General features: G+C 42.7%; 20 protein-coding genes and 2 pseudogenes. 2 read left to right on the top strand and 20 right to left on the bottom strand.

Translation table 11 applies throughout. The annotated features are described in order from the left end of the window. The 11 genes and pseudogenes from ABWP91_RS08730 to ABWP91_RS08780 all read right to left on the bottom strand — a co-directional run. Positions 1-424: pseudogene (locus ABWP91_RS08730) on the bottom strand (hypothetical protein); the annotation flags it as partial. Next, a complete protein-coding gene (locus ABWP91_RS08735) occupies positions 414-1,004 on the bottom strand; it encodes a KPHS_23130 family T6SS system protein (protein WP_502935804.1) in 591 nt (196 codons plus the stop codon). The pseudogene ABWP91_RS08730 and the gene ABWP91_RS08735, both read right to left, overlap by 11 nt. Beyond that, complete coding sequence (locus tag ABWP91_RS08740; protein ID WP_353242940.1) at positions 962-1,546, bottom strand: hypothetical protein; 585 nt, start codon at positions 1,544-1,546, stop codon at positions 962-964. The genes ABWP91_RS08735 and ABWP91_RS08740 overlap by 43 nt, the downstream gene beginning before the upstream one ends. Before the next feature lie 3 nt (positions 1,547-1,549). Then, positions 1,550-1,816 (bottom strand): PAAR domain-containing protein, encoded by a 267-nt coding sequence (locus ABWP91_RS08745; RefSeq protein WP_273804561.1) that lies wholly within the window; start codon positions 1,814-1,816, stop codon positions 1,550-1,552. A gap of 238 nt (positions 1,817-2,054) precedes the next feature. Beyond that, positions 2,055-2,954, bottom strand: a complete 900-nt coding sequence (locus tag ABWP91_RS08750; protein WP_353242941.1) for a formylglycine-generating enzyme family protein — start codon at positions 2,952-2,954, stop codon at positions 2,055-2,057. Positions 2,955-2,956: 2 nt separating this feature from the next. Next, a complete protein-coding gene (locus tag ABWP91_RS08755) occupies positions 2,957-3,184 on the bottom strand; it encodes a hypothetical protein (protein WP_353242942.1) in 228 nt (75 codons plus the stop codon). 4 nt (positions 3,185-3,188) lie between these two features. Continuing rightward, positions 3,189-3,857 (bottom strand): formylglycine-generating enzyme family protein, encoded by a 669-nt coding sequence (locus ABWP91_RS08760; RefSeq protein ID WP_353242943.1) that lies wholly within the window; start codon positions 3,855-3,857, stop codon positions 3,189-3,191. A gap of 2 nt (positions 3,858-3,859) precedes the next feature. Then, positions 3,860-4,747, bottom strand: coding sequence for a formylglycine-generating enzyme family protein (locus ABWP91_RS08765; RefSeq protein ID WP_353242944.1), 888 nt, complete (start codon positions 4,745-4,747; stop codon positions 3,860-3,862). A gap of 18 nt (positions 4,748-4,765) precedes the next feature. Next, positions 4,766-6,775 (bottom strand): hypothetical protein, encoded by a 2,010-nt coding sequence (locus ABWP91_RS08770; protein ID WP_353242945.1) that lies wholly within the window; start codon positions 6,773-6,775, stop codon positions 4,766-4,768. Next, positions 6,772-7,035 (bottom strand): hypothetical protein, encoded by a 264-nt coding sequence (locus tag ABWP91_RS08775; RefSeq protein ID WP_353242946.1) that lies wholly within the window; start codon positions 7,033-7,035, stop codon positions 6,772-6,774. Before ABWP91_RS08775 ends, ABWP91_RS08770 begins: the two co-directional genes overlap by 4 nt. A 28-nt stretch (positions 7,036-7,063) precedes the next feature. Then, positions 7,064-9,592, bottom strand: a pseudogene (locus tag ABWP91_RS08780) (type VI secretion system Vgr family protein). A gap of 918 nt (positions 9,593-10,510) precedes the next feature. Here ABWP91_RS08780 and ABWP91_RS08785 point away from each other — a divergent pair. Further along, on the top strand, positions 10,511-11,290 hold the full coding sequence (locus ABWP91_RS08785; RefSeq protein WP_219246482.1) for an acetoin reductase: 780 nt from the start codon (positions 10,511-10,513) through the stop codon (positions 11,288-11,290). Between the two features lie 65 nt (positions 11,291-11,355). Here ABWP91_RS08785 and ABWP91_RS08790 read toward each other — a convergent pair whose 3' ends face one another. Continuing rightward, entirely contained in the window at positions 11,356-12,231 is an 876-nt protein-coding gene (locus tag ABWP91_RS08790) for an alpha/beta fold hydrolase (protein ID WP_353242947.1), read from the bottom strand. A gap of 147 nt (positions 12,232-12,378) precedes the next feature. On the opposite strand from ABWP91_RS08790, the gene ABWP91_RS08795 reads away from it, so the two are divergent. After that, entirely contained in the window at positions 12,379-12,627 is a 249-nt protein-coding gene (locus tag ABWP91_RS08795; protein ID WP_353242948.1) for a helix-hairpin-helix domain-containing protein, read from the top strand. On the opposite strand, the gene ABWP91_RS08800 is transcribed toward ABWP91_RS08795, so the two are convergent. The 8 genes from ABWP91_RS08800 to leuA form a co-directional block, all read right to left on the bottom strand. Further along, positions 12,624-13,355 carry a TerC family protein gene (locus ABWP91_RS08800; RefSeq protein WP_353242949.1) on the bottom strand — a complete coding sequence of 244 codons (732 nt, stop codon included), beginning with the start codon at positions 13,353-13,355 and terminating at the stop codon, positions 12,624-12,626. The genes ABWP91_RS08795 and ABWP91_RS08800 overlap by 4 nt on opposite strands. 70 nt (positions 13,356-13,425) lie before the next feature. Next, positions 13,426-14,109: a DNA mismatch repair endonuclease MutH gene (mutH, locus tag ABWP91_RS08805; RefSeq protein WP_353242950.1), complete on the bottom strand. Its 684-nt coding sequence runs from the start codon at positions 14,107-14,109 to the stop codon at positions 13,426-13,428. A gap of 565 nt (positions 14,110-14,674) precedes the next feature. After that, the gene (gene sgrR, locus ABWP91_RS08810) at positions 14,675-16,354 is read right to left on the bottom strand and encodes an HTH-type transcriptional regulator SgrR (protein WP_353242951.1); all 1,680 of its coding nucleotides are present in this window, start codon (positions 16,352-16,354) and stop codon (positions 14,675-14,677) included. Positions 16,355-16,395: 41 nt separating this feature from the next. Continuing rightward, positions 16,396-16,557 (bottom strand): hypothetical protein, encoded by a 162-nt coding sequence (locus ABWP91_RS08815; RefSeq protein ID WP_353242952.1) that lies wholly within the window; start codon positions 16,555-16,557, stop codon positions 16,396-16,398. A gap of 358 nt (positions 16,558-16,915) precedes the next feature. Beyond that, positions 16,916-17,518, bottom strand: coding sequence for a 3-isopropylmalate dehydratase small subunit (leuD, locus tag ABWP91_RS08820; RefSeq protein ID WP_353242953.1), 603 nt, complete (start codon positions 17,516-17,518; stop codon positions 16,916-16,918). An 11-nt stretch (positions 17,519-17,529) separates the two neighbouring features. After that, positions 17,530-18,933: a 3-isopropylmalate dehydratase large subunit gene (gene leuC / locus ABWP91_RS08825; protein ID WP_353242954.1), complete on the bottom strand. Its 1,404-nt coding sequence runs from the start codon at positions 18,931-18,933 to the stop codon at positions 17,530-17,532. A gap of 2 nt (positions 18,934-18,935) precedes the next feature. After that, positions 18,936-20,024: a 3-isopropylmalate dehydrogenase gene (gene leuB / locus ABWP91_RS08830; protein ID WP_273804552.1), complete on the bottom strand. Its 1,089-nt coding sequence runs from the start codon at positions 20,022-20,024 to the stop codon at positions 18,936-18,938. A gap of 2 nt (positions 20,025-20,026) precedes the next feature. Beyond that, positions 20,027-21,604 carry a 2-isopropylmalate synthase gene (gene leuA / locus ABWP91_RS08835; RefSeq protein ID WP_353242955.1) on the bottom strand — a complete coding sequence of 526 codons (1,578 nt, stop codon included), beginning with the start codon at positions 21,602-21,604 and terminating at the stop codon, positions 20,027-20,029. Positions 21,605-22,474 lie beyond the last annotated feature (870 nt).

Genomic DNA, 22,474 nt, shown 5'->3' on the forward strand with positions numbered 1-22,474 from the left:
TTTCCTGCCAAATTTCGTGGGACAACCGCGGCGCCAGTTTATCAACGGCGGAGGGCGAGCCGATAAGCAGTTGAATGGAGACTTTTCTTCGCCAAAAAAGGCCGTAGTGGAAGTGGAGGTAGTCTTTTATGGTATTGGCTTGCCCTGTATGCGTTAACTCAGTAACGCGCTTCTCTTGCTCAGGGTCATTACGGGTATTATTGGGGTTTCGATTATGACGACGTTCTTTGGACGATGTAATGTAATCGATAAATTGACGGGCACAGTGCGCCAGAGCAATTGCTGCAACAATCGCGAATAGTTTGTGCTCTTTAGTCTGTAGGTTAATTTTATCCCCATATTCCCAAATAAGAATACCAAGTAACATGCACAGTAAAATAAATACGGCAGAGCTCAGTGGTGACTTCATGCGATTAAATTTCATTATGTAATACCGGGGTGATTGTGCTGAAAAATGTTCGATTACCTTCGGTGGATACCATCAGAACGGGCTTATTCTGTTGGGTGGCATACAAAGACGAAAGTGCTGCAACAAACCAAGGGGCATATTTACCTGTGGGCCCTGAATAGAATTCAAGGTCAATGGTTTGTTCTGGGTGAATAAACGGAAAGTTCGACTCACTTTGGTAAATTGCAGACGTAATCTCTGAGCGAATATTGCCAGAGGAGATTAATTGCACGGCTTGTTGTGCATCGGTTTGAATTTCATTAAATAATCGAACGCTGGCCTTAATATCTGCATTTGCGTCTAATGGCATCGGCCTTTCTAAGTCACTCTTTTTCTTTAATTGATATTTTTTTGCAATATCATCAGGGGTGATAACAAAAATCGCCATCAATTCGGATTGAATATTTTTTTCTTCTTTTTGCTCAACAATCAAAATATCGACACACTCTTTATTTTGCTTAATGAGGCTTTCAATTTTATCGAATGAGCGTGTTTTTTCAGGTTGGTAATGTTTTATTTTTTTAGATTCAAAGAGAATATGCCAAATGGGTAAAATATCACTGTCTTTGGGGGCACTATCAGATAAATTAAGTTAATAGGCAGTCTGTCGGGCAATAAACGGATGGTTTCCTTGACACTTCGCAGTAAATAATAAAAGGGTGGGTTATCCTTAGGGAGGTAATCGATATCTTGAGTCAAGTTAAAACAAGAATCATGGTGTTTACTGTGCTGCAGGATGTAGTTTAAGGTGATTTTCTCTGGTAACAATAATGCACTGTCGAGAATACTCACTGAACGCCGCCCCCATTCAGCCCATTGCCAATCGTTATATTCCTTTTCTTCTTTAAGGTAATGGTAGAAACGATAATCACGAATATAGATAAAAAAAGTAATGGTCATGGAGAGCGTAACAATAATAAAAGGAAGCGTGGCTGGAATAAGTTTAATCACGTCTACGTCTTTATTATTCAGGTTGTCGGTAATATAGAGAAAATAAATGGGGGCAATAATTGATAAAATTAAGATGGCTAGCCACTTAATCAATGAAGGTATCGGTGGTTTATCAACGAGTAAAAGCGTATTTTTAGACCAAGCCATAAATTACCCCGTAATAAAGTCGGATGTGCTGGCAATTAAAGTACAGCCACATTCTGTATGACTACCCGTTACGGCAAGGGGGATGCCATTGCAGGTTATACTGGGGTCACCATCAATAATTTTATTCACACCATGGCCTTTTTTCGGGCAATTAACTAAATCGCCCACTTTAGCGGCTTTTATACCATTAATAATAAACTCCGAGGTGGCACTAATAACCGTTCCGCCATGAGTGGTTTTATCACCTAATATAACAATGGATTGAGTCATAATAATTTTAATTCCAAAAATAAAGTTGATATTGAATATATAAAAACACAGGCTAATAAATTAGCTATGGTGTTTATATTGCTGTTTGTTTTATAAAGTGTATTGGGGGTTATAAAATAATATCGATAATGTATTTAAATAATGCAGTTTTAGGCGGTGAGTTGTTGATCACCGCCGGTTAATAGCCCAAGCCCCGCGAGTAAAATAGCACTGTGTATTTTATTTAATAATCGCATGGTTATTTCGCCACAGGTTGGACTGGGGTAGGGGATTGCACGGTGCAGCGAAAGCCAACGCCAACGCTACCATCGGCATTAGGAAAGCGGTGGTATCGGTCTATTGTTGTATTTTCATGATCCATAGTACCAACAGAACCTCTCGCCACTTTTTCCTCGCCACTGCTAGGGCCTTGGGGATTTAATTCAGGGGAAACGGAATAATAATCCTCTGCATACCAGTCATTAATCCAATTTAAATCATTACGTGCCATATCATATAGGCCTAATGGGTTCGGGGGCGTTGTCCCAACAGCAGTAAAACCATATAATTCAGGTTCTGTTTCATATTGCTCATAGAGAGTAAAAGTGCCATCCGCAGAGGCAAAACCAACAAATTGACCTCGGTTACGAGCGGCGTATTCCCATTGGGCTTCGGTGGGTAAGTCAATGGGCAAATGGGTTTGTTGGCCTAACCATTGGCAGTAATCCTTGGCGCTTTGCCAATCGGTTCGCGCCATAAATTGCTCTTGGACAATGGCTTTTACGAATGTAATGGAATCTGCGTTTTTTTTTAGCCGTAGATAATGCTTGGAGGGGGCTTGGCCTGTTAAAGCAATCCACAGATTAAACTCTTTCCATGTCACCGGGTATTTGGCCAAACTAAAGCTATCTAAGGTGACTTTATGAAAGGCTTTATTGTCTTTTTCAAAGGTGTAGGAGCGAGTAGATCGCCCATCATGACCGCCGAAGTCCCCCATCATAAAAGAGCCCCCTTCGATAAATACCATATTGTTTCGCGAATCATTAACCAGTTGCTGTTTTTGGCTTTCTTGCTCAGGTGTGAGTTGTTGATCACAACCCATTAATAGCCCAAGACCCGCGAGTAAAATAGTGCAGTGTATTTTATTCAATAATCGCATGGTTATTTCGCCACAGGTTGGACAGGGGTTGGGGATTGCACGGTACAGCGAAAGCCAAGTCCAGGAATATTTTTGTTTTTTAATGAGGCAAATCGACGATTCATAGTTAGGTTTTTTAAATAAAAAGAGCCATCAGCCCCTCGAATGCCTTTTTCCTCACCTTGCTCTGGCCCTTGTGGGTTTTTTGCTGGGGAGTGCTCATAATAATCAGCGGCATACCAATCATTCAACCAGTCAAACCCCCCCCCCCATCATATCGTAAAGATCTAATGGATTGGGTGGGTAAACCCCTACTGGGGAAAAATCGGTAGCAAATAACGACTCTCCCCCTTCACTGCCATCATTATAGGTGCCATCTTTTGAGGCAAATAAAATAAATTGGCCCCGATTACGGGCCGCATATTCCCACTGGGCTTCAGTGGGCAAATCGAATGACAGCCCTGTTTGTTGGCCTAACCAAAGGCAATAATCTTTGGCGTCTTGCCAATCCACGGAAGCTGGATAATTATCTTGAGTTGACTCTATCCACTTAGGTATTAGTTTCTCATTTTTTAGTTCTTGGTATGTATCAGTGAGCGGTTTTTTAGTTAACTCCCGCCATAAATTAAATTGCCCCCACGTCACACGGTATTTGGATAAACTAAAGCTGTCTAAGGTGACATCGTGAACAAATTTATTATCTTTACCTAACGAATACGGCAGGGCAGATTTACCGTCATGGCCGCTGCCAAAATCCCCCATTAAAAAGGTACCCCCCTCGATAAACACCATATTGTTTCGCGAATCACTAACCAGTTGCTGTTTCTGTGTTTCTTGCTCGGCGGTAAGTTGTTGATCGCAGCCGGTTAATAGCCCGAGCCCCGCGAGTAAAATAGTGCAGTGTATTTTATTTAATAATCGCATGGCTATTTTGCCACAGGTTGGACAGGGGTTGGGGATTGCACGGCGCAGCGGAAGCCAAGGCCAGTACTATTTTCATCAATAGGTGGCCGACTATGTCGATCAACAGTAATGTTTTTATGGTATGCCGTGCCTGTAGAACCCCTCGCCACTTTTTCCTCGCCACTGCTAGGGCCTTGGGGATTTAATTCAGGGGAAACGGAATAATAATCCTCTGCATACCAATCATTAATCCAATTTAAGCCATTACGTGCCATATCATATAGGCCTAATGGGTTAGGGGGCGTTGTACCAACCGCAGTATATCCGAATACATCAGGCTCAGTTTCATATTGCTCATAGAGAGTAAAAGTACCATCCGCAGAGGCAAAACCAACAAACTGACCTCGGTTACGAGCGGCGTATTCCCATTGGGCTTCGGTGGGTAAATCAATGGATAGATTGGTTTGTTGGCCTAACCATTGGCAGAAATCCTTAGCGCTTTGCCAATCAGTTCGTGCCATAAATTGCTCTTGAACAATGGCTCTAGCAAATGGAATGGAATTTGCGTTTTCAAGTCGCTGATAATGTTTGGAGGGAGATCTATTTGTTAACGTAATCCACAGATTAAACTCTTTCCATGTCACCGGGTATTTAGCCAAACTAAAGCTATCTAAGGTGACTTTATGAAAGGCTTTATTATCTTGTTCCACAGTATAGGGGCGAGTAGAGCGCCCATCATGACCGCCAAAATCCCCCATCATAAAAGAGCCCCCTTCGATAAATACCATATTATTGATAGACTGTGACACTAAGTTATCGGATAAGGCTTGTTGTTCAGGTGATAAACTGGGTTGGCATGCGGTTAATAAAATTGCTGGGCAGACCAAAATAATAGCGGTATTCAGGTTCATCGAGTTCCCTTTTTTAGTTTAGATATCCGTGCGAGTATATTGGGTACAACTGGTGACCTGTGTTGCCGTGATATATTCTTGAAATGGTTGGTTGGCAATTACATGAGTTGTATTTACGTCAGGTAATAAACTGCGCATTTGTAAAAATAATTCATTATACCGTGAGGGCTTTCGGTATTTTACCTCTGAGCCAAATTGTTTTTTCCAGTCTTCATCAATAGATAAGAATTCGCTAATCCTTTTGTTATTCACTGCAATGTCTGATTTTACGGATGTAGGGGTATCATTAAGGTGTTGGAGTATATTATCAAAATCACGGCGGGATTGCGCCCAGCGCAGAACATGCAATATCGCGCTCTTTCTGGTATTGTGTGTGCCATCTTTTTCACAGAAATTAGCAAATCTATTGCTTGTGGAGTCCAAAAGACTGTCCCATGTATTGTAAGTTAGTAAGGCATCAATAATGCAACCTTTGGTTTCCGGAGGGCAATACTTAAAACATTCTCCTTTAGTGCGGATTATTGCCTCCATTAAATCAATACGGTTATTGACATTATCGATTGAATTTTTAACTACAACTAAAATTTTTCTAATATCACTATAAGCTAACTTAATATCATTCATAACAGAAAAAACGGGTAAACAACAAATAGCTAAAAAATGCTGAGGCTCAATAATATCTGGAATTTTTCGGTAATCGATATTCTTTAGCATTTGTCCTAGGCAAGGCATAAAGTCACTCATAATATTTTTAGCGTCAATATCAAAAGCAACTTTCCCTGCACCGCCAACCCCCCAACAAATCCCTGCATGAACAAGTAAGCGGATGCGCCCGTTGGTATAGGTTATGGCAAATGTTCTTGTCCTACCTGCACCAGCCATAAACTCAATATCTGAGGCGACTTTTGCTAAAGTACTAAATCCGTCTTTTTCCTTATTTTGTTCAAGTTCGCTATCTGTCGCATTGGGGTTTTTCCAAAGCATTTCACCTGAAAGCCCAATGCCTGCCTTCGCGCCAATAAATACATCAAACACGGTTTTAGAACCACTTTCTTCTGCTCTTTCGGTAACGTTAAAACCGCGAGCTTCAGGGACTGTAGTTCTTGGGGTAAACCCTAATTCAGCAGGAATTCCAACAAGGGTATCTTGGGTCAAATTAACCCCGCTTTGTAAACCCATGCTTGCACCGACATTCCCGCCAATGGTTAGTGAAAAATCAAAGCGTAATGTCCCAAGGATGGCGAGCTCCGTACTATCAGTAACTGGGTAGCAGATTTTTATGCCATACCTATCTGGACGATGAAGGGTGGCTTGAGAACGGGTTTCGACGAGTGATGCATTGGCTTGTAGCTGCAAGGCTAAACCTAAATTAGGTAAAAAGTCGCCCCCTAACTCACCTACTGAGAAGTCAACGCCTGATTCAGCACCGAAGCTCCATCTAAATAATTGGGATTTAGAATCAATCGTAAGTTGTTTTCCTTTATAGGGAGGAGCACTATTATACGTTTTGTTAAATTCCGCAGCCCAATTTAAAATAGGATTAGCCCATAGTTTTGTTAAGGGGTTCATAGAATAAGGCGTTTGGAGATCTTTAAAGTCGCCACTTTCAGAAATATTAAAAAATTCATATTTCAATTTTGGTTCAATCTCTGATAGTGATTGGTTTAATTGCGCTAAATTGAACTCTTGTGTTTGCATGCGGTTATTCGAATCATCGTAGACAAAATTTCCATTTTTATCTCTATAATCAACTGTATGGATAAAGTTATTGTTATCATTTTGTCTATCAGCATTATTTAAGTTATAAGTTCGCCAATGATTTTCTATTATATTTGAGCGCACATAGGTTCTTTTATAACCTGTGGTTTCTTCTGTTATTCCTATTAATTCAACAATTCTACTTGCAGATGGGATAGTGCTTAGACCTTCAGGCTCATCGTTCAGGGCGCTTAATTCACCGATAACATTATCATTTAATTTTTTACAGGCTTCGGAATACTCTTCCTTTAATTTATGTAACTCTGTCACATATTTTTTTCATTTAAGCTTCTTTCTAAGTGTGAATATCGATGATTTAAATATTCAATATTATATTGTTTTTCTCTTACGGAATTAAGATAACTATATAACTCATTATGTTCTCTTTCTAAAGAATCATCAGGAACGATTAAAAATTCCCCTGATTCAGGATAAAAATACACGTGAGGGCAGGATGATGATTTTGCTTCTGTAAGGCTATCAACTTGACAATTTGTTTTAGATTTTTGTTGATTTGATGATGTATTCATCACATTTCCTTAAATTAGAATATATCCACTATTGTTTTTTACGCGTTCTTAATGTTTTTATTTGAATGTCTTGTGGGGTTGATGTGAATACTTCCAGTGTTTTACCATCATCACCCGACGTTGAATTATAAGACTCGCCATCTTCTGTCGTTAAAATATACTTGGTATGCTTGAGAACTTCGTGAGTCACTTCATCTTCAAGAATAAACTGCTCTCGGAAACCTCTCTTTATTTCAGGCTTTGGTGAATTAAAGTCTGCTGCGCCCATTTTTTGCACATTATTTGTTTTTAATAATACATTTTTGGGCGTTCCAACTTCTATGCCCCCATTTGCAATCTTTATATAAGCCCCACCACAATTAAGTATAATTTCTTTTTCTGCACTAATGATTAAGGAGCCATCAAGGGAGCGTATATCAAGGTCATTTCTTGAGAGTAATTGCATTTTGTCATTTTGAGCTTGGACTTTGATATCCCCTTGCTGTGCAATTAATTTAATACCTGCACTCTGTGCGTATATACTTGCACTATTACTCGCATTTAATGAAATAACTTTCCTTGCAGAAATATTGACCGATTGATTTGCCGTTAACGCAATACTCTCTTCCCCTGAGCCAAAATGTAATGCCTTGGGTGAAAAGACCCCAATACCCGCAGGGGCATGAACCAGTATGGCGGGGTCAGTCAGGCCTTTGACTTGCTGCTTAAGGTTATCTTGTGACGCCAAATCTCAGGCCTCTGCGCCGCTGGTTTCGGAGGACTTCGACAAACTTCGTGCAATTGCCAGCGCTTGCTCCAGTTGGGCAATAGCCTCTTCCATCGCCAGCACATCCCCGCCGGCTTTCTCTTGCTTATCAGTGGAGATAAACAGCCCTTTACCCGCTCGAATGGCGCCCCAGCTGTCGGTGCGCAGCTCAAAGCCATCGCCACGTTTTTTCCGCTCACTATCCACCAAATGCCCCAAATTGAGCTGGGTTTTACCGCCGTATTCGGTGCTGACTTTAATGTGCTCTTCGTCGCGGCGGTCTTCCATGCGCAGTTTGTTATTGGCAGGGGTGCGAATAACGTTGCGGGTGCGATTGAGCTCCGTAATATGGTCGGGGTGGACGGAATCGTGCAGGGCGTGGGCGATATACGGCCTGTCGGGGTCACCCTCGTGGAAGGCAATCGCCACTTCGGTGCCTTGAATTAACGGAAAATGCATCCCATAAGTTCTGCCCGCGTAAGGCTTGGCAAGGCGCACGGGCATGCTCTCAAACCCCGCGGGTTTGTCGTCACGGTCGGCGTCAAACTTAACCCAATAATGGCCGTTTTCGTTTTGGCGGGCGTAGATGTCGCTCTCAATCGGGCTGGTGACACGAGCGGTTAAGGTGCCTGAAATCACTGGGCGGGGTTTTAGCTCAGGGCGCCAGCAGATGGCTTCCGTGTACGGCACGCCATCAAATGTCACGATGAGCGCATTGGCGCGGCTGGCAGCAAAGTGCAAACGGGTTAATAACACGGGGGATTGAAATACCGTCGGCAGGGTGGAAATCGGCGAATTATCAGTGATTTCTAACACCATCAACGGTACCACATCGGGGGCGGTGGTTTTCCCGTTCAATAAGGTTTGGCATGCCAGAAAGCGCTCGAGGTCTAAGTGTGCCCAAAAGTTCGCGGTTTCAGGCTCGGGCTGATATTTGTCCCCGCGAGTGAGGTGGCGCGCTTTGTAGTGGTAGACGTCACCGTATCTCGGCGTCTCATTTTCCCCGTGGCTTCTATCCACCACTCTGGAAACCAGTGGGTCATCGGCAATCAGCGGGTTGTAATCTTTGGTAAAAACACTGTTTTCAACCACTTGGTGGCGCAATGCTAAGCCCCAAACGCTGTCGGCGTGGTTATCACTGAGCCCCGATGGGCTGTTTAATGGCAGGGATTTGCCGTAAATATAGCCGCGCTGGCTGTCGGTAAAGTTAATCACCTCGGTTTGGGTGTCGGGTTGCAACGTAAAGTGATAAAAAATCCCCACCTCGCTAAGCAAACGCTCAATAAACTGCTTGTCATTTTCGTTAATTTGGTTGATTTGCAGGCGCTTGGGGTATTTTTGTTTCAGGGTAAATTCAAATTGCCAGCCTTTAAAGTTGTGATCACGCAGGACTTGCTCTACCACTTGGGGGATTGATTGGTTGATAAAAAAGCGGTGGGTGCGAAATTGGTGGCGCAGCAGGGCGAAAAATGGCTCGATAACCAGTTGGTAGCGCGCTTCGTCCGCAGAGCCCGATAAGCGCTGGAAATCCGTTACGGTGCCGTGCACCCGCTTGGTGACGGTGCGCGTTGGCACGCCTAACATGGTGGTAGCGGGGGCGTTAAAGGTCAACGTAGTATAGCGGCGCAGCAGTTGCTCGGGTTGCAGGTCTTTATCGGTGCTGGTAAAGGTGATTTCGTAGCGGTAGGTGTCGCTAACGGCTTCATCCCCCGTGAAGTGCTCCACATCCAACAAGCCTTGGTAGCCTTGCACGTCAAGCTGGTAGCGGTTTTGCCCGGGTAACAGGGCTTCGGCGATTTCGGGTGCTCGCATGTTTTGGCTCCATTTATTCAGTTGTCGTTAAGCACGCTACCGCCCATCACCACTCGCTTAGGTGCATTAGCATTTGTTTTCAGGGCTTTATCAAATAGCAAAAATCAAACAGCCAATTGGCTGGTACCTAAAATTAATTATGGGTTGGTGTGTGCCATCAAATGGAGGGCGCTTTCTATGGCTTGCATTTGCCTGCGTTTATGTAGCAATCGGCTGTTAAACGTAATGGGTTGAAAATGGCCTAACATTAAAGTCCCTCCTTTTACTGCTTGTGTTTATTTTGAATGGTTAATTGTTAAACTATAGAAATTAATACGTAATAATTTGGCTTAAATTGAATTTTTTACTTATACGGATACTTTAAGGTTAAATCAACTTTTCTTATCAATTGTTGATTTGCCGAAATTTGAGTTATTTTTAATTGGAACTATTCTTTTTTAAATAAATCGATATTTATCAATAATCTGAAATTTTATTTTAATGGTTTATGTAAAGTGCTCTAATAAAACAATTAATTTGTAACATTAAGTTTCAATGCATTTAATGTGTAATTGATAAATAAATTTACTCTTATTAAGGGTGTTAGCTGGATGGCTAATTAAGAGGGCAAATAAACACAATTTAGATGGAAGGAGCGTGAGTGTTTTTCCTTACTCGCTTTTTACTCATAGCGTGTCACTTTCGCATTTTTTGTTTATTCATATGAGAATGATTTTTATTAACAAATGCCTGTTAATTTACGAATTCGTGTACTTTTCGTTGGTGAGTAAAATAAATAGCGCTATTCGATAGTGAAATGTTTTTTATAAGTTCCAAATGGTAGATTAAAATCATTTCTTTGTAACTTATTGTTATTATTGTTAACTTATAGGTCATGGTGGACTAGTCATTTTGGCTATGAATAAGTAGGAGAACAGTATGGCTTTAAATAACAAAGTTATTTTAGTGACCGGAGCGGCACAGGGAATTGGTCGCGGTATTGCACTGCGTTTAGCAAAAGAAGGCGCAGATATTGCACTGGTCGATTTGAAAAAAGACAAACTGCAAGATGTGGCAAAAGAAATTGAAGCATTAGGCCGTAAAGTGACAACATTTGCTGCGGATATCAGCCAACGTGACCAAGTGTTTGCCGCAGTTGCTCATGCAGAAGCTGAGCTAGGTGGTTTTGATGTGATGATCAATAACGCAGGGATTGCGCAAGTTAAGCCAATCGCTGATGTTCGCCAAGAAGATATGGATTTAATCTTCAAAATCAACGTAGATGGCACCATGTGGGGTATTCAAGCTGCCAGTGAGAAATTCCAAGAGCGTAAGCACAAAGGGAAAATTATCAATGCCTCTTCCATTGCAGGCCATGATGGTTTCGCTATGTTAGGTGTGTATTCAGCGACAAAATTTGCGGTACGCGCTTTAACACAAGCAGCGGCGAAAGAGTATGCAAGCTCAGGTATCACCGTCAATTCATATTGCCCAGGTATTGTTGGGACAGATATGTGGGTGGAAATTGATGAGCGCTTTGCTGAAATTACGGGCGCGCCAAAAGGTGAGACTTACAAAAAATACGTTGAAGGTATTGCATTAGGCCGTGCTCAAACCCCTGATGATGTCGCGGGTTTAGTGGCGTTCTTAGCAAGCGATGACTCTGACTATATTACTGGTCAATCTATCCTGACAGATGGCGGGATCGTTTACCGTTAATACATCGTAGTGATACCAGAATGAAAGCAATAGCCGCTGTGAATTATTCACCGCGGCTTTTTATCTTATGCGGCGTGGTTTTGCAGGTCAGTTAAAATAGCGTCGGCTTGCGTCCAAAGCAAAGAACCGCCTTCTTGTGTGTATAAATGATGGCTGCAGTTGAAAAAACGATCTGCCAAAACATCCCCAAAATCAGGGGAGTGCACGGTGCTCATATCTAACTCGCCATACCATAAGGCGGTTGGGCAGGTGATGTCTTCAGGGGTGAATCCCCAGCTTTGCAGGGAAAGTAATAAATCTTGCACATAACCTTGATTGCCTTGAGAAAATGCACGGCAGATACAATCGGTGTAGGCCTCTAAAAAGTGTTCTTCATTGTAGAGCTGTTGGTCGATTTCGGCACTGCAATTGAGGATAAACGCCAATAGCCATTCGCCAGTGACATTTTTCTGTAACCAGTCGGATAAGCTTTCTGGTGTATTCAGGGCTTGTTCCTGCATATTCACCACGTCAGCCGTTAATTTGGCGCGCGTAGCAGGGTGTTCGAATTGGTCTTGTCCAGACACAATAGAAAGAGAAACAGGCTGGCAATAATGTGCAACCGCCATCGCGAACACACCGCCTTGGGAAAAGCCCAAGACAGAAAACTGTTTAATCGCTAAGTTATCAAGTAACGCTTGAATATCGAATGCAACGCTTTTTAATGATTTGTGGGCGTGAAAAGTAGAGTCGCCAAGCCCTGCACGTTCCGGCACGATCAAACGAATATTGTATTTTTCCAGCAAATCTAAGCCAAAGCCGAGGTTGCCACTCATGCCTGCGCCAGTACAGAAAATAACCGGAAAACCTGTTTTTGGCCCCGATTCAAACCAGCAAAGTTGACGGCCATCAGGTAGCGTCATGAAATGTTGGTGTGGATTAATCAACGGCGCATTGTACATGATAAATTCCTAAAACAGGCACAGACTGGGTGATAAGATAGGTCAGTTAATTATTATTCAAACTGGCATTGTTATAGCTGCAATTTTAAAGTATTAAAGAGGTAAATTGCAAAATATTAGCTTAATAATTAATAAAAAGGAGCTCAAATGGTATTTTCAGAGTCAGAAAAACAGGTTTTATTAGCCGTTAAAGGCATAGGGCCGATGGTGATCAGCCGTTTAGAACAGATGGGGTTTTCATCATTGGCTCAGTTAAGTGAAGCTTCTTATGATGAAATTTTAATTTCAGGTGCCGCACTCACGGGGTCAAGTTGCTGGAAAAACAGCCCGCAAGCTAAGAAAGCCGTTGAAGGGGCCATCTTAGCGGCAAAGCAAGCACTTGAATCAGGTAATTAGTCGACTTTGTGTTTCATCTTCCATTTTTTGCTGCGCAGAATGTTGAGCATTTGAACGGCCATGGAAAAGAACATGGCAAAGTAGATATACCCTTTAGCGACATGGACTTGTACGCTTTCGAGTATCAGTGTAAAGCCCACTAAAATTAAGAAAGAGAGTGCAAGTATTTTGACGGAGGGATAGCGCTCAACAAAATCCCCGATACTTTTTGCGGCTAACATCATGATAAGCACCGCAATAATGACTGCGGCCATCATAATAAATAGATGGTCAGAAAGCCCAACGGCGGTGATGACGGAATCGAGGCTAAAAATAATATCTAACAGGGCAATTTGCACAATGGCGCCCCAAAACGAATGCACTTGCCGCTGCGCAAGGTTGCTTTCGTCTTCCCCTTCAATGGTTTCAAAAATCTCTTGGCTGGCTTTCCATATCAAGAAAATTCCCCCTGCACACAAGATGATATCGCGAGCGGAAACAACATGGTCTGCAACGGTGAACAACGGGGTTGTCAGGCGCGATAACCACGCGATTGAGGCCAATAAGGCAAGGCGCATAACCATCGCCGCAATGAGCCCTGTGCGTCTGGCACTATTTTGTTGATGGGCAGGGAGTTTGCTCACCACGATACTCAAGAAAATAATGTTATCGATGCCTAAAACGATTTCTAAAATAGTTAGGGTGGCAAGAGCCATCCAAGCATTGGGGTCGAGTATCCACTCAAACATCTGTGTACCTTCTACAATAAAACAGTGTTAAATGTTTATCGTCTGCTTGGTACAGGCGACACTTTGTTGATTAAGCGAGATTAAAATGCCGCGCGAGTAAAGGGGCGGTAAAATCTTTTTTAAGGTAAAAGCCGCGGGGCAGCGTCATAATCGGTTGGCCGAACTCACCAATGGCTTCCGTTAGGGCTTTATTGTTTGCCGCTTTTGGGCGAATTTGCAAAACTTGCCCGTGGCGTGCTGTAATGGTTTCCACTTTGCCGAGCACAATCAAATCCATTAACTCTTCCCAATCTTGCCGCAGTAATTGTTCCTCAAGGGGGGACGGGCTCCAGATTAGTGGGTTGGCGACCCGACGTTCCGCTAAGGGAATTTGGCGTTCACCTTCAATTGGAAACCACAATATTCGCGATAACTTACGGCGCACATGGCTATTTTCCCACGTTAAGCCGCTATTTCCCGTGAGGGGGGCGACGGAGACAAAGGTGGTTTCCAGTGGCACGCCATGGCGGTCGATGGGGATCGTTTTTAGTTCAATACCAATGTGGGCAAAATCTTGCTCCGCCTTACTGCCTGCACTCGCCCCTAAATAATACTCGAGTAACATGCCCACCCAGCCTTTATCACGCTTGAGATCAGGGGGGATAGGGATGCCTGCAATTTGGGCGAGATCACCCAAAGTATAGCCGGCAAGCGCGTGAGCTCGACTCATTAAGGTAGCTTCGTTATCCGGTGGTCGTGGTGGTGTAAATGACATAATGCTCTGAAAATTAAAGTGTATAAAAAACAATCAAAAATAATTCACATAACGAAGAGAGTATAACACTTTTTCATGATGATTTTTAACTGCATGATATTTAACTATTTAATATTTTTTATTCCCTGTTCTTCAATGTCGGTTTTAGGGTTATTCACGTTCATCCCAAGATAATCACAGGATCATGCACTAGGTTATCCACAGGTTTTCTGGATAACTGTGCAAAACCGTGATTACTGTGTGTATTTACAGCCTTGACGAATGGGGTTTTATGACGTTCATCACAAAAATCGAGTAACTTAAACACATTAGTTGTGGATAAATACGACGTTGTTTGATATTTGTTCAGTTGAAGTCCTAAGCTTTTTAGCGAAAAAAATGACCAGTGGATAACGTGTTTTTTCTGGCTTTATTTCTTTGATTTATCAAAGTTTATTAGATTTTAATTATTTTTGATAAAAACCCGTTCTGGGGATATACCCTGATTGCTATAGGGTTGTTCACACAGATATCCACAGAAAAAGTGAATAACATCCTTATTATTCACTTTGGCTGTTTATAACTATCATAAATTAGGTAGGTTATCCTCAGATGGCTTAAACCATGCAGATTTAAAATCAAACCAACCAAAGGTATTCATGCGGACACCACGCATAGTGCGCTGGCCTTGTAACTCTAACCAATGATGAAATATCGGATGGAAAATTTGCGAGTCAATTAAGCTTTCACACCATGCTTCTACGTCGAAAGCGTTATTTCGCCATTGGTTTAATTGAGTATCAAGGTTATCACCAAGACATTGGCGTAAGAGGGGCATTTCGTACAAAGTGGCGAAAATGGAAAACTCAAGGGGCTTAAAGAAGTTGGCCGTAGCTAACCAAATATCACTTTGAGAATTACCATTAAACCAATCATCATAACCAATGATATTAATCTTCAACTCAACCCCTTGCTGATGCAAAACGCGCTTCATAATTTGGCTGATTGCGTAGAATTCATGGTGATTATGGTAAAACGTCACAGTGAGTTCAGTCAGGTCTTCCGGTTTAGGAAATAGCGTGAGCATTTTACTGTGGTGCCAGTGCAGTAATAGGCCATAAGCAGGAGCCCAGTGGCGTTGATAAAACGGTTCACAATGGGCAAGTAAATTCACGGGTGTGAGAAAACTGCATAACCATTTACGCACATCTTCCCGCTGGGATAGCTCAGAGCGTTGATCCATCAGTAAAAAATAGCAACCTTCTTCCATGCGGCTTTCTAACGAATCATTATGGTGCTTGTCGCCATCCATTTTTAACGTGGTGCACACCATTTGTTCCGAAAGCTCAGGCACCACCCAAATCGTCACTTCATCCAACAGAGCGCGATAACCAAAGTAGCGGTCAAAGGCGGTAATGGTGAGCTTTTGTGGCAGGTTTTTGTCAACTTGGTAAGGGCCTGTACCAATAGGGCAACGGCTAAAGTTGTCTAGGCTTTCCCACTCTTTAGGCAAAATAGCGCCATGGTGGCTGCCTAACAACCAAGGCAGTTGTTTATCAGGTTGATTTAATTGAATATCAATGACATAAGGCTGTGGTGTGCTGACGGACTGAATATGGGAAAATAACGGCCAACACTGTTTTAAACGCAGTAAAGAGTGAATAATATCTTCTGCAAGCATTTCCCGCCCGTGGTGGAAATAGATAGCAGGGCGCAAATAAAAGCGCCAATGTGTGTCACTGATGGCTTGCCAGTGGTGAGCCAGTCCATCCTCGACTTCCCCTTTTTCCTCATTTATATGGGTTAAGCCATTAAAAATTTGGCTCATCAAATGAATTTCGGAGCGGCGCATAGGCGCACCGGGCAATAAATTGGGGAAATCACGGTAATAAATGATGCGTAATAGGTTTTTCCCTTGTCGATAACTGCGTTCTAGCTCCGAAAGCACCATTTGTCGGATGGTTTCTTTGTCACCCACCAACGCGACAAGCTTTTCGATGCTCTCTTCTTTGAGTAATTGCTCAGCTTGGGCTTGTTGAAGTTCTAAACCATTCACGTGGAAAATAAGAGTAGAGCGCTTGCCACGACCCGCTTCGGCTTGCCAACTGAGCCAACCATGGCCCTGCATATTATTTAATAATGTTCGCACATGGCGGCGAGAGCAAAATAAGGTGTCGGCAATATCCTGCAAAGTGGTTTCACTGTCTTGCCCTTGGAAATGCTGCCAGAGGCGAACGAACTGCGTTTGTAAGCGTGTATTAGACATAAAAGAGGAACTCCGGCAAAAATTGCATCAATTTTAATTTCCTAATATCCGCGGATAATAGGTGGCAGTAAGTAGCTCGTTTGGCGTGCAATTGCAGGCCGACTCCCCCATTTAGAGTAGTGGTGATCCTCACCAAGCCGGTTTTTACCGGCTTTTTTTTCGTCATATTTCACATTATGGCTGTGTTGGCTTCGCTCAGCCACCTTCGTCACATACTTATTTTTTCGTCATATTTTGCACCGTGGCTGTGTTGGCTTCACTCAGCTACCCTAGTCACATACTGAAGTATGCTCCTAGGGATATCTTCATTTTGCCGCCTTGCCACAACACAAACTATTTAGAAAAAATAGTTTGTTAATTGTTAATTGTTAATTGTTAATCGTTAATTGTGGCATTTCGTTTAAATAATTATACAGGAAGAAACTAATGGGGAAGTGATCTTTGAGGGGAAAAGTGTAAAAAATGAAGAGTTCCGCATTTTTGAAGCGAAAAGCAGCAATATAAGTAAAAAGAGGGGAGAAAAGCGGAACTACGCCCACGGAAGTAGGCGTAGAGCAAAGACTAGTTCATAAAGGTCGGGATCTGCTGCTCATACCCCTTGATTTGGTCGACATGCTGCAACGTCAGGCCAATGCTATCTAACCCATTCATCATGCAATGGCGGCGGAAGCTATCAATCTCAAAATGATAGGTTTTATCGCCAGCGGTGACCGTTTGAGCTTCTAAATCAACAGTGAATTGGCAACCTTCGTGGCTGTTAACGTAGTTAAACATATCATCCACTTCTTGCTCGCTTAATTTGATAGGTAACAGCTGGTTATTGAACGAGTTACCATAAAAAATATCAGCGAAACTTGGGGCGATAACCACTTGAATGCCAAAATCCGTCAATGCCCATGGCGCATGCTCACGGGATGAGCCACAGCCAAAGTTTTCACGAGCTAATAAGATACTTGCCCCTTTGAAAACAGGCTTGTTCAGCACGAAGTCAGGGTTAGGTTGCTGGCCATTTTCATCTAAAAAACGCCAGTCATTGAATAAATGCTGACCAAAGCCTGTGCGAGTCACTTTCTGCAAAAATTGCTTTGGAATAATCGCGTCAGTGTCCACATTCGCGGCGTCTAAAGGAGCAACAATGCCCACATGGGTGATTAACTTTTCCATTTTTCTCTCCTTTAAATCTGAATATCGCGAACGTCAGCAAAATGGCCATTAATCGCCGCAGCGGCTGCCATGGCTGGGCTGACTAAGTGGGTGCGACCTGCGCGGCCTTGGCGGCCTTCAAAGTTACGGTTACTGGTGGATGCGCAGCGCTCACCTGGGTTTAAACGGTCATTGTTCATCGCTAAGCACATAGAACAACCCGGTAAACGCCATTCAAAGCCCGCATCGATAAAGATTTTATCCAAGCCTTCTTGCTCTGCTTGGGCTTTGACAGGGCCTGAACCCGGAACCACGATAGCTTGTACGCCATTTGCCACTTTTTTACCTTTGGCAATCGCCGCGGCGGCACGTAAATCTTCAATACGTGAGTTCGTGCATGAGCCAATAAACACTTTGTCGATTTTAACATCAGATAACTTAATGCCTGACTCTAATCCCATATAAGCTAACGCTTTTTCAGCTGAAGCGCGCTCAACGGGATCGGCAAAAGACTCTGGTGCAGGGATAGGTTGGTTGATTGCAATCACTTGCCCCGGGTTAGTTCCCCAAGTTACTTGTGGCGCAATACTGCTTGCTTGAATGGTGATGATTTTATCGAATTTGGCATCGTCATCCGTTTTTAACGTTTTCCAATAAGCAACGGCGTCATCCCATTGTTGGCCTTTTGGTGCAAATTGGCGGCCTTTCATGTAATTAAAGGTAGTCTCATCTGGGGCGATAATACCGGCTTTTGCGCCCAACTCGATGGCCATGTTACACACGGTCATACGGCCTTCCATGCTCAGGTTTTCAATGGCTTCACCGCAGAATTCCACGATATAGCCCGTACCGCCTGCACTGCCAGTGGTACCAATGATAGCCAAAACAATATCTTTTGCCGTAATCCCCGCAGGTGCCTTGCCAACCACTTCAATTTTCATGGTTTTTGCACGAGCTTGTTTCAGCGTTTGCGTCGCCATAACATGCTCAACTTCGGATGTCCCGATACCAAACGCTAACGCACCGAAAGCACCGTGGGTCGCGGTATGTGAGTCCCCGCACACAATCGTCATACCCGGTAAGGTGATCCCTTGCTCTGGGCCCATGACGTGAACAATCCCTTGGTATGGGTGGTTCAAGTCATACAAAGTGACGCCAAACTCTTTGCAGTTTTTCATCAATTCTTGCATTTGAATACGCGCCATATCGCCGCAAGCATTGATATCTTTGGTTTGCGTGGATACGTTGTGGTCCATCGTTGCAAAGGTTTTGCTGGGTTGGTGCAATGGGCGGTTTTTAGTTCTTAATCCATCAAACGCTTGTGGTGAGGTCACTTCGTGCACCAAATGGCGGTCGATATAAATCAAAGGGATTTCATTTTCGACTTCACGCACGACGTGAGCATCATATAATTTTTGATATAAAGTCTTGGCCATGATTAAACCCCTTGTGCAATATAACGAGCAATAATATCGCCCATTTCACTGGTACTGATTGATTTGCCCGCACCCGCTAAATCGGATGTTCTGTGGCCATCTTCTAACGCTTTATTTACCGCGCGTTCAATCGCATCCGCGGCATCGGTTTGGTTCAAGCTAAAACGTAATAACATTGACGCCGATAAAATTTGTGCGATTGGGTTCGCAATATTTTTACCCGCGATATCCGGCGCAGAGCCGCCCGCGGGTTCATATAAGCCAAAACCATCCGCATTTAAGCTCGCTGAAGGCAACATACCCATTGAACCGGTGATCATCGCACACTCATCGGAAATAATGTCACCGAATAAGTTAGAGCATAAAACCACATCAAACTGAGAAGGCGCTTTGATCATTTGCATCGCGGCGTTATCGATATACATATGATTAACTTCAACATCTGGGTATTCTTTGGCGATTTGATTCACAACTTCGCGCCATAATACAGAGCTTTGTAAGACGTTCGCTTTATCGATCGACGTCACTTTATGGGTACGTTTACGGGCAGATTCAAACGCAATGCGTGCAATACGCTCGATTTCGTAACGGTGATACACTTCGGTATCAAAGGCGTATTCTTCGCTACCTTCGCCTTTTCGCCCTTTCGGTTGGCCGAAATAAATACCGCCAGTTAACTCACGAACACACAGAATATCAAAGCCTTGTGCAGCAATGTCTGCACGTAATGGGCAAAATGCCTCTAAGGCTTGGTATAAACGTGCAGGGCGTAAATTACTGAATAATTTAAAATGCTTACGTAATGGTAATAAGGCACCACGCTCGGGTTGGCTGTCCGGTGGTAAATGTTCCCATTTTGGGCCACCAACGGAACCGAACAACACCGCGTCAGCTTCTTCACAACCTTTTACTGTCGCTTGCGGCAGTGGCTCGCCGTGATTATCGATGGCCGCACCGCCAACATCGTATTCTTTAGTGTTAATTGTAATGGCAAAACGCTTGCTTACTGCATCCAAGACTTTGTGTGCTTGTGCCATTACTTCTGGACCGATGCCATCTCCCGGTAATACGGCAATTTGATAACTAGACATGGTTACACTGCTTCCTTTGTGTTTGATTGTGATTCTTGGTTTATTTTTTGTTTTTCGATTTCGACTTGTTCAGAACGCCAAATGCTGTTTAACACGTGAACCATCGCTTTTGCTGAAGATTCAACGATATCTGTCGCTAAGCCCATACCGTGGAACTTACGGTTATGGCATTCCACCACGATATCCACTTGGCCTAATGCATTTTCGCCATGGCCTTTGGCTGATAACTGGTAAGAAACTAATTTCATTGGGTAATGGGTAATGTTGCTAAAGGCTTGGTAGATAGCATCAACAGGGCCATTACCCGTTGCCGCTTCCGATTTCACTTCATCACCGCACTGCATTTTGACTGTCGCGGTTGCCACAATGCTTGAACCAGACTGTGTGCTGAAATAATCCATCACAAAGTGGTCGGTTTCATCTTGTTGCTTAGTAAAGAAAGCCAAGGCTTCTAAATCATAATCAAACACTTGACCTTTTTTATCCGCTAAATTCAAAAATGCGGTATACAACTCGTCCAATTTGAAATCTTTGCCTTCGTGATAGCCCATTTCTTCCATGCGGTGTTTCACGGCAGCGCGGCCAGAACGCGAGGTTAAATTTAATTTCTCTGCTTTTAAACCAATCGACTCAGGCGTCATAATTTCGTAGGTTTCGCGGTTTTTTAATACGCCATCTTGGTGAATACCGGAAGAGTGGGAGAAGGCATTGCTACCCACCACGGCTTTATTGGCTGGGATTGGCGTGTTGCATAATTGGCTAACTAATTGGCTGGTACGGTAAATTTCTTTGTGATTAATATTGGTATGGACATTTAACATTTGCTCGCGCAATTTAATCGCCATGATGACTTCTTCTAAGGCGGTATTTCCTGCGCGCTCACCTAAACCGTTGATTGTCCCTTCCACTTGGCGTGCACCCGCTTGTACAGCACTGATGGAGTTGGCAACTGACATGCCTAAGTCATCGTGGCAGTGGACAGAAATAATCGCTTTATCAATATTTGGAACGCGGTTATACAAATCGGTAATAATGCCGCCAAACTGGTAAGGGGTAGTGTAACCAACAGTATCTGGGATATTAATGGTTGTTGCCCCTGCATTGATTGCGGTCTCAACGATACGGCATAAATTATCTGGGTCAGTACGGCCTGCATCTTCGCAAGAAAATTCAACGTCATCAGTATAGCGGCGGGCACGTTTGATTGAGTTGATTGCCATATCCATTACGCCATCAAACGATTTATTTAATTTTTTCTCCATATGCAAATTGGAGGTGGCTAAAAAGATATGGATACGGAAAGCTTCAGCGACTTTTAATGACTCTGCTGCAACGTCGATATCATTTTCGACACAACGTGCTAATGCGCAGATACGGCTATTTTTAATTTCACGTGCAATAGTTTGCACGGATTCAAAGTCGCCCGGGGAGGAAACAGGGAAACCTGCCTCAATAATATCAACACCTAAACGCTCTAACGCAAAAGCAATTTGTAATTTTTCTTTGACTGATAAACTAGCCTGCAATGCCTGTTCGCCATCACGTAATGTGGTATCGAAAATAATGACTTGGTTGCTCATATTGTGTTCCTCATATCGAATTTTGTTTTAATAAATTGAGTTTTATGTTCTTCCAAAGCCGCAGGCATAAAAAAACCCGCGGGTTGCGCGGGTTCTTAATGTTTGTGGACAGTGTCTTTCTATTTTCCGTCCATAAGCATACCGCGCAAATTTAATGCGAGTAGTAGTAGGCTTAGTAGGCGGATAGAAAATGTCATTTTAAACTGTCTCTCATAGGTTTCTAAATCAACTGTATTTATAGATACGTGATCTTAAAGTTAATGTCAATGATGGATTTCTGACTGTTTTTTACCAATTGTGAATTACAGAGTTGAGTTAGGGAATGTGACTGTTTTTACTAATTTCAGTGATGTTTTTGCCTATATTTGAATTGAAAATTCAGGGTAAAATTCTTCTGGTGAATTTTTTAGACGCTTTTGTTTGTGTAACTTATTGTTTTTTAAGTTTGTTTTTATTTTTTGTTATTTAATTTTTTTCAGAAAAGATAAAACCTGTAAAACCAATCACTAAAATCAATGGCTATTGATTAACTTAGTTGCCTAATAAATGAATAAGTAAAAATTAATCTGATAATGAGAATATTTACAGAATCCAAATGCGATTTATTATGATTTCTTCAGAAAATTGCTTTATTATTTTTACTGAGAGTAATTGTGATCTTAATATGAAAATATCACTCATTACTTTGGTGAATATTTGCGTTTTATAATGATATCTATTCTGTGAATCATAATTAATGAGTAAAGTAATAGAAACGTCGTTTTAATAAATGCAGGGAAAGCGAAATAGCTTACTATCTATAAGTTGTTTCAGAAATAATATTTAACGAGTTTATATATTCGTCGGGATTTTAAAGATGAATGCATCTTT

Source organism: Providencia sp., assembly GCF_040396775.1.
Lineage (GTDB): Bacteria > Pseudomonadota > Gammaproteobacteria > Enterobacterales > Enterobacteriaceae > Providencia.

Coding starts and splice junctions, on each gene's coding strand:
- ABWP91_RS08790 (WP_353242947.1), bottom strand. CDS start 12,231: ATGTACAATGCGCCGTTGATTAATCCACACCAACATTTCATGACGCTA.
- ABWP91_RS08740 (WP_353242940.1), bottom strand. CDS start 1,546: ATGGCTTGGTCTAAAAATACGCTTTTACTCGTTGATAAACCACCGATA.
- leuD (WP_353242953.1), bottom strand. CDS start 17,518: ATGGAAAAGTTAATCACCCATGTGGGCATTGTTGCTCCTTTAGACGCC.
- ABWP91_RS08795 (WP_353242948.1), top strand. CDS start 12,379: ATGGTATTTTCAGAGTCAGAAAAACAGGTTTTATTAGCCGTTAAAGGC.
- leuB (WP_273804552.1), bottom strand. CDS start 20,024: ATGTCTAGTTATCAAATTGCCGTATTACCGGGAGATGGCATCGGTCCA.
- leuC (WP_353242954.1), bottom strand. CDS start 18,933: ATGGCCAAGACTTTATATCAAAAATTATATGATGCTCACGTCGTGCGT.
- ABWP91_RS08800 (WP_353242949.1), bottom strand. CDS start 13,355: ATGTTTGAGTGGATACTCGACCCCAATGCTTGGATGGCTCTTGCCACC.
- ABWP91_RS08785 (WP_219246482.1), top strand. CDS start 10,511: ATGGCTTTAAATAACAAAGTTATTTTAGTGACCGGAGCGGCACAGGGA.
- leuA (WP_353242955.1), bottom strand. CDS start 21,604: ATGAGCAACCAAGTCATTATTTTCGATACCACATTACGTGATGGCGAA.
- sgrR (WP_353242951.1), bottom strand. CDS start 16,354: ATGTCTAATACACGCTTACAAACGCAGTTCGTTCGCCTCTGGCAGCAT.
- ABWP91_RS08765 (WP_353242944.1), bottom strand. CDS start 4,747: ATGAACCTGAATACCGCTATTATTTTGGTCTGCCCAGCAATTTTATTA.
- ABWP91_RS08750 (WP_353242941.1), bottom strand. CDS start 2,954: ATGCGATTATTGAATAAAATACACTGCACTATTTTACTCGCGGGTCTT.
- ABWP91_RS08745 (WP_273804561.1), bottom strand. CDS start 1,816: ATGACTCAATCCATTGTTATATTAGGTGATAAAACCACTCATGGCGGA.
- mutH (WP_353242950.1), bottom strand. CDS start 14,109: ATGTCATTTACACCACCACGACCACCGGATAACGAAGCTACCTTAATG.
- ABWP91_RS08760 (WP_353242943.1), bottom strand. CDS start 3,857: ATGCGATTATTAAATAAAATACACTGCACTATTTTACTCGCGGGGCTC.
- ABWP91_RS08775 (WP_353242946.1), bottom strand. CDS start 7,035: ATGAATACATCATCAAATCAACAAAAATCTAAAACAAATTGTCAAGTT.